The organism is Sediminibacter sp. Hel_I_10 (assembly GCF_000688335.1).
GTDB lineage: Bacteria > Bacteroidota > Bacteroidia > Flavobacteriales > Flavobacteriaceae > Psychroserpens.
The window spans coordinates 2,867,321-2,882,433 of the sequence record NZ_JHZX01000001.1 but is presented as its reverse complement, the minus strand read 5'-3'; the positions used below and the strand labels follow the sequence as shown (position 1 = coordinate 2,882,433).

The following is a 15,113-nucleotide window of genomic DNA, read 5'->3' as shown; positions in this document are numbered from 1 at the left end:
GGCAGCAGAGATAACACTAATATTATTCTTGACTGCCGTATCCATAGCCATAACCATAGTTATATGAGTAACCGTAAGCTCTACTTGCTCCTACACCGTTAAGAACGTAAGCCATGTTTTTAAGTTTTCCAGAATTATTAAGATTTTTAGAAAACTCTAATAGATTCTTCTCTGTATAATCTGCTCTTACCAAATAAATAGTGGCATCTGCAAGTTTAGAGATCAATAAGGTATCTGTGACTAGAATTGTAGGTGCTGTATCTACAATAACATAATCGTATAAATTCTTCGCTTCGTTGATCAATTGCTCAAAACGACCGTTGGTGAGCAGTTGAGTTGGATTTGGAGGAATACTTCCAGACAACAAGATATCGTGGTTAGGATGCTTATCAAACCCCTTAATCAAGGTTTTTTTCCAGTCTACAGTCTCGTCATGCAGAAAGTTTGAAAGTCCTGCTTGGTTTTTATCCTTGTCAACATAAGTATGTACTTGGGGATTTCTTAAATCTGCACCAATCAACAACACTTTCTTATTGATACTTGATAAGGCTAAGGACAAATTCATCCCAACATAGGTTTTACCTTCACCTTTTATGGTAGAAGTACAAAAGACCACTTTACCCTTACCATCATCACTAGGGGGCAAAATATAATTGACGTTTGCCGAAAGAATCCTAAAAGCTTCAGACTGTACGGATCGATCAGTGGGATTGTCAAAGACTAATTTTCCGCTCTTTATTTTTGGAAGTTCTGCAAGAATAGGAATGTTACCAACACTATTTACTACGTCATTCTTACCTCTTATCTTCGTATTTAGTAAATTTATTCCGTAAATAGCTCCGAAAGGTACTGCTAATCCCAAAATCAATGCCAACAAATATATATTTCTGGAATTTGGAGAAATTGGAGCGCCCCCTGAAAGCGCATATTCCACAACTTTTATTGATGGTTCAGTAATCGCCAAGTTGATTGCTGCTTCCTCTCTTTTTTGAAGTAAAAATAAATAAAGTGTCTGCTTTATTTCTTGCTGTCTTATTCGTGGTCTAAGTAACTTTTCCTTTAATGGAAGGCTCGAGACTTGATTAATATATTTCTGATTACGTTTTACAAGCTGTGTCTTAGTAGCTTCCAATTGAGCTTTATAAGAATTAATAGATTCTTCGATATTTCTTTCAACATTAAGGAGTTTATCATTTAGAATTTGAACGTTGGGATTATTTTCCAATCCACTTACAAGAAGTCTATTCCGCTCCAATACTAACTCATTATACTGATTGATCAGCGTATTAATATTTGAATCCGCTATTCCAATATTTGATGGAAGTAAGTCTGATTCAGAATTCTCTGCTAATAATGATTCTTTTAATAATTCGGAAATTACCAATTGATTTTCAACATCAAATACTTGACCTTCAGAAACTGTTCTTTGTGATAAACCCAATTCAGCATCAGATTCGACAGTGATAAAATTATTCGATTTCTTAAAATCCTTGATATCTACTTCTATAGAGTCGAGCTCAAACGCCAACGACTTAAAACGATCATCTATAAAATCAATAGTACGTTTTGAAATCTCTTGTCTATCATTAATACCATCATTATTAAAAACATCAATTACAACATTTAATGTTCTTTGAGACCGGTATTTACTTTGGCTGGAATGCGTTAATTTCAATAAATCACTACCTTTGCCAAGCATAGTTACATCAAGAGCCCCTTTAAGTTGCATTGTAGCTGATGACATTGGCACAAATTGAACCAAATAAGTTCTTCCTATATACGGTAAGGCATCATTCTTTCCTAAAAATTGTATTTCGAAAGGAAAAGGATGTTTAACCTGATAAGAATTAAAATCTGGAATTTCAATTACCGCTTCTGAATTCTTAGCGGAAACATAGAAAGCATCCTTTTTTACTTCGATTCTGTAAGTTGCAAAGTTTAAGATGCTATCGTTACTAATAGTCTTTGATAATTTGAAAGGAAAATCATCTATTTCAGTGGTTAGGACATTTCCTTCCTCGTAAAATCGCATGGTCAAGTTCAATTTATTGACTGCTTCTTCAATAATACGATATGACTTTAAAATTTCAATTTCATTTTCTAAATTGATATTAGATCGATTAAATACAAACGCAGATGATGGTAATTCTAGTCCTTTGGATTTATTTAATATTTTAATTTTTGCTGTAGAAGAATAAACCTTAGGAGTATATCTTAAATAGAAATAGGATGACAAAAGAGCAATAATAACACTTAAAACAAACCAATACCAGAATCTTAAATATTTGGTGATTTCATTTTTAATATTCTCTCCTTGGTCATTAGGCTTAGCAACTGACATACCTTGATTTTCAGACATAATTAAAAACTATCTTATCTTGTAATTAGAACAACTGTTGTGAAAAGTATGGAAACCACGGAGAGCAAAGTGCCTACATTTCCTATAAAACCAGCACTTTTTACCTTTGGATTATTTTGACCAACATAAATGACGTCATTAGGTTTTACTTGGTAAAACTCACTATTGATAAACTCGCTTGAGGTTAAATCTAGAGTAGCAATTTTACGATTCCCATCCACCTCTCTTATCACTTTCACATCCTCCCTTTTACCGCTAATTGTCAAATCCTTGGCGTAACCCAAAGCTTGTAATAAAGTGATATTTTGTTCAGTAAAATTATATGTTCCAGGGCTGTTAACTTCACCCAAAATAGTAACCTTTGCGTTAAGAATCCTAACATTAACCGAAGGATTTTTAAGATGGCCTCCTTCTCTTAGTTCTCTTTCAATATTAGCTTGTAACTCTAGTACTGTATTGTTTTTCGTTGAAATGGTTCCCAATACAGGAAAATCTATCGTGTTATCAGTTGAGACTAGATATCCTTCTAATTGTAGAAGCTCTAAACTAACTCCCCCTGATTGATTTGTGCTTCTGTTATATGGTATTGCAGATTCTTGAACGAGGGCACCAACAGAAATCTTTAAAATGTCATTAGGTTGTATTTTAGTGTTACCATAAACGATTTCATTACCATTTAGATTCTCAACATCTTGCAAATACAAAATTTCTTTCTTGGTCGCACAAGAATTTAGAATCAAAAAAATAATTGAAAGGTAGACTATAAGCTGGATTCTCATTAAAGAGGTTTTATAAAATTGTCTGTAAAGATAACCGCAAAATGCAGATTGACAAAAGTTAAGCTGAATTTAGAGTTTATAGTTCTTGATTGTCTTTAAAAATTGAGGAAACCATCCTTTCAACATGATCCAATTATATATGAATAATGTCGAATATAAAGATATCCCAACTACCATTAATAAAATAAACTGAAGAAAAATATCCAATTCTCTGGTACTGTAAGCAAAAGCAATTAGCATTAAGTTAAGAAGAACAATATAGGTAGTGGTTTGAATATGTGTGAAACCAAGGTCTAAGAATTTATGATGTAAATGATTTTTATCAGCTGAGAACGGACTTTTCTTCAAAATGACCAGTCTGATAAAAAAGATGCGTAAGGTGTCTAATAGAGGAAAAAACAGTATAGACAATATCATTATCGGTGCAGAATTAAAAAATATGGCACCTTGATTCAGTTGAGATTGATTTATAAATCGAACGGCAAAAAAAGCGAGCAAGAACCCAATGATCATTGATCCCGTATCACCCATGAATATTTTTTGATTTTTCGAAAAATTAAGTCTCAAAAACGGAATTAGAGAGCCTACCGTTGCTACAGCAATTGTTGCCATGGTGATATCTCCTGTTTTGATAGACATAAAAGCAAAAGCACCTGCCCCCAAAAGCGCTAAAGACCCGGCTAAACCATCAACCCCATCAATTAGGTTATAGGCATTTATGACTAAAAGGTATACAAATAAAGTAAATGCTACTGAAAGCCAATAAGGCATGATAGTGATACCCAATAGGCCTGAAAACCCTAATATTCTAGTATCAGTAAAAGCTATCAGTACCATGGCTGCTAAAAACTGACCAAACAGTTTTTTCGTTGGTGATAGAATCAGTAGATCATCTTTCAATCCCAAAAAAAACAGGATTGTTAGACTGCCTAAAATAAGTAAAAGCGTTTTTGTCTCTAATAGCCCGCCAATAGTCGTTATTACCACCACAAGACTAATAAAAATACCTACACCACCAAGCGTTGGTGTTTTAACGGAATGTATGCTACGCTCTCCAGGTTCATCCATTAAATGCTTAGCTTCAGAAACGTGGAAAATGGCCGGAAACGTACTAAATGAAACCACAAAGGCAATCACAAAAGAAACTAGCAACCAAATTCCTAAATGATCTGATGGATTAAAAAAATGCAATAACTCTTTTATCATTATGAGAATCTTAAACGCCAGCTTATAGAAATAAGTCTCTTATTTTGGGGCAAATATAGTAGTAAAGTCTGAGTATTATAAAAAAAAGATACTCTAAATAGATGTTTCTTTAATCATAAAACTATTAAAATTAACGATAAAAAACTATCAGATTAATAAACACAACCTTAATATAAGGTTAAATCCTTGCTGTTTTATTTTGTAATCCATTGAGGAATCTTAGATAGGTTCTTAATTAAAACTACTTTATAAGGTAGTTTGAGTCCATTTCTCCTACAAGCTTGGTAATCCTCTTTAGTCTTTTGTATAAGGTTTTTTAGACTTTTATTACTGGCACCACCAACTCGCATTTTAGTGATAGTCTCTGCCAAATAATAAAACGAATACTTTGTTTCTCTAAATACTCTTAAAACAAAATCATAATCTGCAGCTATCTTAAACTTCGTATCAAACTTTCCCTTTTCCAAATAAACCTCTCTTTTTAAAAATAATGTGGGATGCGCTGGCATCCAACCTTGCTTTAAAAGTTTCGGTATAAATGATTGGCTTTTCCAGTTTCTTATGACAGCGTCAGGTTTATCAAAGGACACATAATGAAGATCTCCATATACTCCATCAACATTGTACTTTGAAAAAGCGCTCATAATAGTCTCAACAATAGTGCTACTCGCCAAATAATCATCGGAGTGTACAAATCCTATAACATCTCCTGTTGCTAATTCTACACCCTTGTTTAGAGCATCATAGATGCCTTTGTCTTTCTCTGAAATGAAATGAATATTAGTGTTCTCTTTAGCTTCTTTCTTTATGACATCTAGCGTGCCATCATTTGAATCTCCATCTACAATGATGTACTCTACATTTGGGTATGTCTGATTTAGAACAGACTCCATACATGTATGAAGCGTTCTTTTGCTATTGTAAGTGGCGGTAATTATGGAAACTTTCATATTCTAGCTGGTAAAAACCCTGTCTTTTATTTTTTGAGCAGGATTGCCGCGATAAATGCCATAGGCTTCAAGTTTAGTGCTTGTTACTGACCCTAAAGCTAAAATTGCGTAATCGTTAACTACAACCCCTGGCCCAACAATACTCTTTGCCCCTATCCAACAGCCCTCTCTTAAAGTAATCGGCTTCGTAATTAAATCGAATGAGGGCAATTTATAATTATGATTTCCACAAAGCAAAAAGGCACCTTGGGAAATACATACATTATTTTCGATAATAACGCTGTCCAAATTATCTATCCAAACCTCTTCTCCTATCCAACAATAATCACCAATAATTAATTTCCAAGGATATTTTATATTGACAGACGGCTTTATGATGACGCCCTTCCCAATCTTGGCTCCAAAACGTCTCAACCAAAAAACCTTTATTGCTGAAGATGGATTAAAACTCGACTTTAAAAAAATCTCATTAATCAGATACCAAGCAAGACGCTTTGTTCTTGAACCAGGATTAAACCAACTGTTGTTATAAGATGAAAGATCTGTTCTCAAATTTCGGTTTTTTAATTAATTAACATCTAAGGTTTTAAGCAAAATCATAACTCTACTTTACTCCCCAACCATAATAATCTTTAATTACACTGAAATTCTATGTGGAACAATAAGTTAATACAAAAATCAATCCTTTATTTCCAAAAGTTTGTCAAAATACGTAATTGTTTTTATCAAACCCTCTTCTAGCTCTATTTTAGGCTCCCATCCATTTAGCTCCTTTTTTGCCAAATCAATAACTGGCTTCCTTTGTAAAGGATCATCTTGTGGTAGTGGTAAAAACACCAATTTTGAACTCGAGTTGGTAAGATCTATAACTTTTTCAGCTAATTCTAACATCGTGAATTCGGTAGGATTTCCGATATTAACAGGACCAACAAAACCATCTCTACTATTCATCATTCTAATAGTTCCCTCCACCAAATCATCCACATACTGGAAACTTCGGGTCTGCGTGCCATCTCCAAAAATAGTAATGTCCTTTCCTTCCAAAGCTTGAACTATAAAATTAGATACCACACGACCATCATTTGGATTCATATTTGGGCCATAGGTATTGAAAATTCTAATGATTTTTATTTTGACATCATTTTGAATATGATAATCCATAAATAAAGTTTCAGCACAGCGCTTTCCTTCATCATAACAAGAGCGTAACCCGATTGGATTTACATTACCCCAATAAGTTTCTGGCTGCGGGTGTACTGCAGGGTCTCCATAAACCTCACTAGTTGACGCCTGCAATATCTTAGCCTTTACACGTTTCGCCAGCCCCAACATATTGATAGCACCCATCACAGATGTTTTTATGGTCTTTATTGGGTTGTATTGATAATGAACAGGAGAAGCGGGACATGCCATATTATATATTTCATCAACCTCGACCATATAAGGATTTGTGACATCATGCCTAACCAACTCAAAATAGTGGTTATCCATCAAATGCTCTATGTTTTTTTTATTTCCTGTAAAGTAATTATCAAGGCAGATCACCTCATTACCTTCTTTTAAGAGGCGCTCACATAGGTGAGAACCTACAAAACCGGCACCACCCGTAATTAATATACGTTTCATTTATAATCTATTAAGAATTCAAAAATAAGGCTTTATTTTTTTCCAATACCTTGGGGTTTTCTATAAATCTTTTAGCAAAATTAAATGCCGAGTTTGACCATTGATCATACTCATCCTGTGACATGCTGATCATGTGTTCTAAAGCCTCAATAAATTCACTTTCGCTCTTAATCGCAATATCATACCCCAATTTATCCTTTTTCAGAGCGCGCCAAGGCGTTTGATCTGAAATGATTACTGGGCATCCATTTTGCCAAGACTCCATGATGACATGTCCAAAATTCTCTCCATATGTTGGCAAAAACAAAAGATGTTGTTTTTCTAAATGATCTGATAATTCATTATTAGGAATTGCGCCCAAATAATCCACTTTCACATGTATCGGCAAAGATGTGATTTTTGATTGGCATTTTTCCCAATAGGTCTTGTCATCTATAGGTCCAATGATAGTAAACTTGATTTGACTTGTCATTTGAGTTTTAGATAAAAGGTTCAAAGCTCCAATTAAATTCTTCTTAATTGCAATTCGAGATAAAAAAAAGATGTTTATTTGATGCTTTAGTTTTTCCTTTTTAAAATTTTCATTGCGACTGAGTGCAGACAAATTAGGCGCCAACGCTATTGTTGTATCCTTACCAAAATGCGTTTCAATTTCATCGGCTTCACTTTCGGCTGTTGCATGCCAAATTACTTTTTTATGAAGCTTCATCAATTTAAACCATTTGAGAAATACTCTTTTCTTTATTGGCTTTATGGCAAGTGCGCCCTTTCCGAGCATCCCCCTTGACGCTAATACTCTCCTCATCGGCCTATTTTTCAATATCAATAAAGGCATTATGGTGAATTTAGCCGAGAATAATGAATTAAAATAAACCACATCAATGGTGTTTTCTAAAAAAAGTTTTTTATAAAAGCCTTTATTTTGATGCTGTTGATTCAAATACATGACGCGATAGTCTTCCTTTTCTACCCAAACATTTAGCTCTTTAGCATTTAGATTGAGTGGTTCTCCTAAATCTAGATTTGATGTTATCACAGATATTTCAAATTCTGATTTCAATCTTCCAACCAAATTCGAAACTGATTGTATGGGACCACCGGCCTTATAAGCTGGTAAATACCAATCAATAAATATCCATAATTTTGTTTTTACCTTAGTCATTTATGCCGTTTGTAGTATTTCATTAAGTTGAGTTATCATAGCATTTTAACTTTACTTGTCTCTAGTTCTGTATAGATTTTCAAATAGTCGTTGACCACAGTCTCTGTACAAAAGCGCTGAACATTTATGGAGCCTTTTTTAATTAAACGTTCTCTCAAAGTTTCGTCATTGATCAATTGATTAATCCCTGCTCTAATTGATGTTATTTCGAAAGGATTCACTAATAATGCTGAATCTGCAGCTACCTCTTTCATGGCCCCCAAATTAGAAGTCAAAACAGGTCGTCCTGTGGCCTGAGCCTCAATAATCGGCATACCAAATCCTTCGTAAGTAGAAGCAAAACACAACATGTCACAATTTTGATAAGCTACAACCACCTGCTCTAAGGAGAGGTCAAACTTAGAAGTCAAATTTAAATTTAACTTTTTTGATAAAAGATCTTGATGTTTAGTAAGCTTCCCAATCAGCATGACTTCGCAGTTAATACCTTCTAGGGCTTTAAAAATTCGTTCTAAATTTTTATTGCTTTTTGTACCTAATAATAAAATTATTGGTTTATTCTTATTAAAAACAGACGGCTTAAATTGGAACACATCATTTACTGGGTTAGGAACAACTCTTATTTTGTGCTTTGCAAATGGAATTACATGCTCCAATTCTTTTTTGGTAAACTCTGAAATTACCGTAATGCGCTTCACAAATAATGCCGGTAGCCAAAACCAAAATAACTTCATATAAGTTCTTTTCAAAAATCTGCCTTTAACAATTGATTTTACATCATGAACGGTCAATACAGATTTTCTTCTAGTGACAATTCCCATATACTGCACGTCTCCAGTAATGTGATAAATGTGATTTATTTTTCTTTGGAAATTACTCATGTTTGACCACAGCGTACCCAAATTTCCACCAGAACATTGCAGTTCTAACTTTGAGGTCTCTCGCTCTAATCCGATTTTTTCTGAAATAGTATAAAAGATCCCTTCTATACTCTTATAATTAGGTTCTGGTTTTCTGTATATATAAGTAATCGTCTCTCTCATTTATTAAAATCCCATTTCAGATATTTTTTAGCAAACCAAATAAAAAGAAAAACGACTATCAGTGATTTGACCAAATGATTTAGAACTACCACAAGTTCTGTTTCCGCTTTTATCACCTGCAAAAATATGAGTGGAATAAAAGCAATAATGAGAATATTTTTTCGAATTTGATTGTATAAAAACAACCAAACCTTTCCTAAAAAAAACCCCCAAATCCCCATGAATAAGATACCTCCTACATGTGCAAAATTACCATAAGCCTCACCTACAATGCTTATACCCATCGATGTGCCTTGACTTAGTTCTAAACCTGTGAACTTTCTAAAGTTCTCTTGTCCTCCAGCTTTCGTTTTGTTAGGGTTTAAAAATCTAGGTAAAATAGAAGCGAAAATCGCATCCTTGATGGTAGCTCCATTAAAATAGTTTTGATTACTTGGAATATGATCCAAAGTCGCGCTAATAATCCAGCCTTGATTGAGTCTAACGTTGGAATCGACACCATCACCATCAATTTGGGACACATCTGTATCACTTGCCAAAACAGAATCTATCATTAAACCGATAAATAATTCTATTTTATTTCCTGAGTAGTCGTTCCATACTTCAGCTCTAAATGCTGATTTTACAGTCTGTAATGTCAAGGCTAGAAGGGCTCCAGCTATTATTGTGGTCAAAATTACAGGAATAGAGGGCTTGTTTTTTAAAGACCAAAACATATAAAAAAAGACCGACCACAATATAAAGTCGTGAAAAAGTGCTTTTGAAATAGAGGTTATTAATAGATAAAGAATAGCGACGTAAAATATTTTTTTTAATTTTTTACTTTGGGAATAGTAGAGAATAATCGCACCTACAAACTTAAAATTGGATAGAATAAATCCTACAAAACCTAGTGCTCCTGGTAAAAACCCGCCGAAAACATCGAAAAACACACCTATTATAAAGATAACCAATCCATAGTTCGAATAATTTTCTAAACGCCCGAGCTGAAAATTGAAAAGGGCAGTTTTCTTTATTAGCACTAATACAAACAAAACAAATATTCCGAACGCAGGTACCACGAAACCCATATATTGAGTTTGCTCTACATACATATAATATTTATAGTGCAATGAAGGGGAGGCATATTCAATCAAAGGACCAACAATCCATTGAAGACCAGCTATAAGTAGCATAAGTTCCAATACGGGTAACGCTTTACCTAATCGTATTAAGAACTTATAAGCACTAAAGATAACTAACAAAATCCCTATGTACGACCAAAATCCCAAAAGCTATGACTGTTTCGTTTTAATCATTTTTAGTTCTTTTTTAATTGCTTTTACAGTTTGTAACAGTGTAAAATTCTCAACATGTAACTTTGCATTTGCTCCCATAATTTTCAACTTATCGATAGATAAGTTTATAAGTATTGACTCTAATTCTTGCTGATTAGAATATTCAAATTCATAGCCGTTATAATCTTTTATTAGCATGTCTTCTGCTCCTCCCACCTTGTTGGTAACAATCACAGGTATAGCAGAAGCCATGGCTTCATTCACGGCTAAACCCCAAGTTTCACCAGGCCCCTTTGAGGGTAAACAAAATATAGATCCCAGACGGTAAACCAAAGGCATTTTAGACTGATTCTGAAATGGCAAGAATAGAATGCAATTTTGTCTCTCAGCTTGTTCCTTGAGACTTTCTTCTAAAGGACCATTACCTATCAATAAGAGTTTTATAGGTTTCTTGCGCTTTTTATTAGCTTCTATAACGGCATCTATAAGCAGATTTGGTTGCTTTTTAGCTTCAAACTTACCAGCAAAAACTACTGTGACTTGATCTTCAGAAATACCTAGATTTTTCTTCCAATCAGCTGCTTTCTTTTTATATGACTGTTGATCATTATCATAAAAATGACTATTATTTACAGCGTGTGGCGCATATACCAATTGCTTTTCAGTTAAACCGTGCTTCAAAAAATAGGCTTTATTGGCCTGACCTACATAAAAAGCCCTATCCACATGTCTGTAAACATAGGTGAGCCAAAATCTGCGCAAATATGTTTTCAACTCTTTTTGTTCATCCAATAAGGTGGAATCGCCTCTAAACCATACTGGGGTTTTTCCTTTGAAATGACGAAGTACCTTAAAGTGGCTTTTCATATTCCAGCCATAGACCAAAATAGCATCGGGTTCAAAAACTTCAATTTTTGATATTAGTTCAGGATTATCAATTCCCAACCAGCTATTGCTGCTAGGTCTCTTAGATATGTTCTCTACAAATTCAAAGTCATAACCTTCAAGTAACGGAACATCCCATTTGATATCTCTACCAAAGGTTTTGTCTTTAACTATCTCTTTAGCCTGCGACCAAGTATAGAATACTTTTACATCCACTTTACTTTCATCTGCCAAAAGCCGGAAAAGTGGAGCGTAATATTGAATGGGATGTGTGGTAATTATCGCTAATTTTTTATTAATACCCTTCAAGTTCATCTATTGTTCTTATTATTTTTCTTTTAATGACTTTGGAAGAAATTTTTACCGGGTATCCTTCTTTTAGGATATCGGGATATGCGTTATTGAACTTAACCAAGCTCTTTTGATAATCTCTTTTTCTCAGAAGAAAAGAAATATTCATTCTTTTTAAATAGTATTTCAAATAAAATTTTTGAAGACAATGTTCTTCGATAAATCCCTTCAAATCTGGAACATTAGTTTCAGCTAAGATTTTGTTTGGAACAACGAAAAACTTATCATCAAAATTAAATTGATGAATGTCTATAATCCTTTTAAGAAAATGAACATAAACAAATTCTTCTGCAATAACATCTTTATCTTCAACAAATAATCTAAAAAGTTTTCCTCTTGTCCAATAAAAAATCCCACCCGTAGAAAGTAGGCTTTCATCGAAATGCTGAACTTGAAAATTAAAAGACCGAATTTTGAGATCTGCAAATGGCAAATCCAAATAAATTGAATAATTAGAGTCGTCAAAAATCTTGTTTATCCCTCTCTCATCAAACATTACTGGAACTAGAAATTCATTACTAAAAGCAAGTTTATAAAGTTCTACACCCTGGAGATTTTTTGTATAAAGCTTTCGTATTTCTTGAGTGTTTCTAAATAGCGTAAGGTGACCTCTCCAAGATATTTTCTCGTTCGTACTTAAAACGTCATCTGTAATAAAATTTCTTAAGTTTCCCCATAATACGTCCATATCACAATACCCCCAAAAGTCATAGTCTTGAAGCAAATCAGAAAATATATCCCCATAAGCTACTCTAAATTCACAGAGATCGTAAGGAGTGGATAAGACAGTAGTAAAACTAAATTTATTTTTAATTTTATCCTGAAGAGACTCAAAAGTACAAGAGTGTATTAATACATTACTAGGAAGTGAAAATTGATCTAAAGATTGATCTGTAATTAAAATCCAATCTATTGTAGGGTTATACCTGCAAGAATGCATCCAAACTGGGAAGAATTTATCTAACTGACCAAAATAAGGAATAATGAAAGCTATTTTATTCGATGACATGATAATTGATCATTTTAAAAGTGAGTTTTATTATAATATTGTTTCAATTGCATCCACCAATCTCCTAGCAGATTCTTTAGCAGAGTAGTTATTTAAGATTTCTAAGGATGGGCTCCAATGTTGATCACCGCATCTGTTCAATATCATACGCTCGAAAGAAGTTATGAGTTCCTCTTTACTATTTGAAGGATTATATCTGACGACAAATTTATCTGCAGAAGTTTCTTTCATGATTTTTAATGCGCTACTTTCATAATGGAAAACACCAATAATGGGCCTATTAGACATAAGTGCTTGAAATGTCTTACTAGCTGTGTAATGCTTTTCTGTGCTACCAATAACCATAATCGTATTAGAAGAACCAAGGAAATTTAATACTTGCAAATATGGGTAACGATCTCTTCTTTCGAAAACTATATCTTCCAAACCAAAATCTTGAGCGTAAGATAGTATAGATTTCGCCGTATAAGAACCCGTTCCCACAAACCAAAGCCTTATATCATTGTCCCATTGTCCTCTTCGTCTTAAATTTGATATAGCTTCAAAGAAAGCAGACAACAGAGAATGGCTATTGGGGAGGAAGGCTCCAGCATAAATCCATATTTTTTCTTTTGAGGAACCTCCTGCCCATGGAAATGTTATGTTTTTAAGTACTATTTCATGATCTTTAGGATCAAAACCATAGGGCATACCTACGTGTGCCATTTCTTTTTTTGTATGTCTATTAATAGTTTTTGCTATAAGTTCTCCTTTATCGTTATAAAATTCAGGAAAATTTCTTCTTATCACAGGTTCATAATAGGGTGTAGACACTCCACTTATAACCGCTACTTTTTTAATTGCTATAGGCTCTAAAAATTTTGCAAGAGATTGGCTTATTTTAGCTCGTAAGCCTTTTTGATTGGTAATATCTCTAACCCAAGGATCGATATAATCAATACCATAGGGTATTTTAGTTTTTTCATAAAGTAGTCTTCCTAATAATGACGTATAAAAGGTTGGAATTGGAAACCAAATAAAATGAATTGACTCATTGGCAATAATTTCCTTTGCCTTATTGTATAATTGAAAAAAAGACCTAAGACCGATATCTCCAATAATTCTGTTATGCTTAAAAGCATTTACTCTAACTACATCAAAATCATCAGAAAACGTCTTTGAAAAATCATGGTCGGGTTTCACTGAATAGAAACTTTCTTCTACCGTGATAACTTTTGGTGCCCAATCAAACTCTTTTGTAAAGTTCCCTATTAATCTAGGTCTCTGAACACCTGCAACATTAGAAGGGTGCCAATCTGGATAAATTATTAATATAGTTTTCATGAGAGTAATTCCTTTAATTTAATTTTTTCAATTTCCCAGCAAAATGACTTTGCTTTTAGCCATCTGTCAGTCTTACGAGGTGCCTCTAAAAGAACCTGATTGAATTTAAAAAGCGTTTCTTTTAAGGATGATTCTATAATAACTCCTGCATCATAATCCAGAGATTTTAAAAATTGGGATTGACCTAAAGTATTACTTGCCACTATATACAAACCAGCTTGTGAATAGGCTAAAAATTTATTGGTTAAACAAATATTACGATTATAATCTGCTTCTGTATTTTCTAAGGCAAGACCAATGTCCATTTTGCTCAAAAATGAATGCAGGAGTTCTTGCTTCATAACTTTATAAAACCTAATATTATCACCTAAATCAAAACCATCCAAATAACCCTGGTTGCGATTTCCAACTATATGAAAAGTCACATGATCTAATGTTTTAGCTGCCTCAAAAACCTGTTCCAATCCACGATTAGGCCCTATATGTTGTGAAAACCAAACACAATGTATTTCATCTTTTAGTTTTGTATCTGGCTTAATAAAATCTTCTTCATTAAACGCATTAATGATTGTTATTTGTCTTGCATTTGTTTGTACTTTAAAATGTTTTTCACACTCTAATTGAATTCCCCTTGAGGCATAGGTAATAGCATCTGCTTTTGAAAAGCTATGTTTCATAATCTCCATTCGATTTTGAATCTCATATTTTTCATTAAAGTACAAGGCTTCACCCGGATAATAATCCTCGATATCTAACTGCAATTCAATATTTAGTTTTTCTGCAATGTTTACTGCTGAAAAAAAAGCTCCTAAATTATGTGCAATTATTCTAGAAAACTGTATTTTATTTTGCAGAACTTTGGCTTTAAACCATAATTGTAAAGCTTTATCACTACTAGCAAATGCACAAATTTTAAATTTTTCAGAAAAGATACCATTTAAACTAATAGCGATTTTATGAATGGCTTTACTGGCTATGGTTTGAAATACATCCTTCTTTCTATCAATCTCAAAAAATTCAACTTTTGGGTTTCTTTTTTTTATAGCTTCAGAAAGCTCCAAACTCCAATCATCATGTTTAAAAGACAAAACAACACAATTATTGTTTTCTTTAAGTGCTTCAAACTCCTTGACCAATCGCGGA

Annotated in this window: 13 protein-coding genes; all 13 read right to left on the bottom strand. The window is 33.5% G+C overall.

Annotated elements, in window-relative coordinates; translation table 11 throughout:
* Nucleotides 1–22 precede the first annotated feature (22 nt).
* A complete protein-coding gene (locus tag P176_RS19485) occupies nucleotides 23–2,359 on the bottom strand; it encodes a tyrosine-protein kinase family protein (RefSeq protein ID WP_051605495.1) in 2,337 nt (778 codons plus the stop codon).
* 14 nt (nucleotides 2,360–2,373) lie between these two features.
* The gene (locus tag P176_RS0113015) at nucleotides 2,374–3,138 is read right to left on the bottom strand and encodes a polysaccharide biosynthesis/export family protein (RefSeq protein WP_026755109.1); all 765 of its coding nucleotides are present in this window, start codon (nucleotides 3,136–3,138) and stop codon (nucleotides 2,374–2,376) included.
* Nucleotides 3,139–3,207: 69 nt separating this feature from the next.
* Nucleotides 3,208–4,344: an MraY family glycosyltransferase gene (locus tag P176_RS19480; protein WP_051605494.1), complete on the bottom strand. Its 1,137-nt coding sequence runs from the start codon at nucleotides 4,342–4,344 to the stop codon at nucleotides 3,208–3,210.
* A gap of 194 nt (nucleotides 4,345–4,538) precedes the next feature.
* Nucleotides 4,539–5,294: a glycosyltransferase family 2 protein gene (locus P176_RS0113005; RefSeq protein ID WP_026755108.1), complete on the bottom strand. Its 756-nt coding sequence runs from the start codon at nucleotides 5,292–5,294 to the stop codon at nucleotides 4,539–4,541.
* A gap of 3 nt (nucleotides 5,295–5,297) precedes the next feature.
* Nucleotides 5,298–5,846: a WcaF family extracellular polysaccharide biosynthesis acetyltransferase gene (locus tag P176_RS0113000; RefSeq protein ID WP_026755107.1), complete on the bottom strand. Its 549-nt coding sequence runs from the start codon at nucleotides 5,844–5,846 to the stop codon at nucleotides 5,298–5,300.
* Between the two features lie 126 nt (nucleotides 5,847–5,972).
* Complete coding sequence (locus P176_RS0112995; RefSeq protein ID WP_026755106.1) at nucleotides 5,973–6,920, bottom strand: UDP-glucuronic acid decarboxylase family protein; 948 nt, start codon at nucleotides 6,918–6,920, stop codon at nucleotides 5,973–5,975.
* A 10-nt stretch (nucleotides 6,921–6,930) separates the two neighbouring features.
* The gene (locus P176_RS0112990) at nucleotides 6,931–8,082 is read right to left on the bottom strand and encodes a glycosyltransferase family 4 protein (protein ID WP_026755105.1); all 1,152 of its coding nucleotides are present in this window, start codon (nucleotides 8,080–8,082) and stop codon (nucleotides 6,931–6,933) included.
* A 35-nt stretch (nucleotides 8,083–8,117) separates the two neighbouring features.
* The gene (locus P176_RS0112985) at nucleotides 8,118–9,125 is read right to left on the bottom strand and encodes a glycosyltransferase family 1 protein (protein WP_051605493.1); all 1,008 of its coding nucleotides are present in this window, start codon (nucleotides 9,123–9,125) and stop codon (nucleotides 8,118–8,120) included.
* Nucleotides 9,122–10,300 (bottom strand): hypothetical protein, encoded by a 1,179-nt coding sequence (locus P176_RS0112980; protein ID WP_156033063.1) that lies wholly within the window; start codon nucleotides 10,298–10,300, stop codon nucleotides 9,122–9,124. The genes P176_RS0112985 and P176_RS0112980 overlap by 4 nt, the downstream gene beginning before the upstream one ends.
* Nucleotides 10,301–10,399: 99 nt before the next feature.
* Complete coding sequence (locus P176_RS0112975; protein WP_026755102.1) at nucleotides 10,400–11,602, bottom strand: glycosyltransferase family 4 protein; 1,203 nt, start codon at nucleotides 11,600–11,602, stop codon at nucleotides 10,400–10,402.
* Complete coding sequence (locus tag P176_RS0112970) at nucleotides 11,583–12,647, bottom strand: DUF6625 family protein (protein WP_026755101.1); 1,065 nt, start codon at nucleotides 12,645–12,647, stop codon at nucleotides 11,583–11,585. The genes P176_RS0112975 and P176_RS0112970 overlap by 20 nt, the downstream gene beginning before the upstream one ends.
* A gap of 30 nt (nucleotides 12,648–12,677) precedes the next feature.
* The gene (locus tag P176_RS0112965) at nucleotides 12,678–13,970 is read right to left on the bottom strand and encodes a hypothetical protein (protein ID WP_026755100.1); all 1,293 of its coding nucleotides are present in this window, start codon (nucleotides 13,968–13,970) and stop codon (nucleotides 12,678–12,680) included.
* Nucleotides 13,967–15,106: a hypothetical protein gene (locus P176_RS0112960; RefSeq protein WP_156033061.1), complete on the bottom strand. Its 1,140-nt coding sequence runs from the start codon at nucleotides 15,104–15,106 to the stop codon at nucleotides 13,967–13,969. The genes P176_RS0112965 and P176_RS0112960 overlap by 4 nt, the downstream gene beginning before the upstream one ends.
* Nucleotides 15,107–15,113 lie beyond the last annotated feature (7 nt).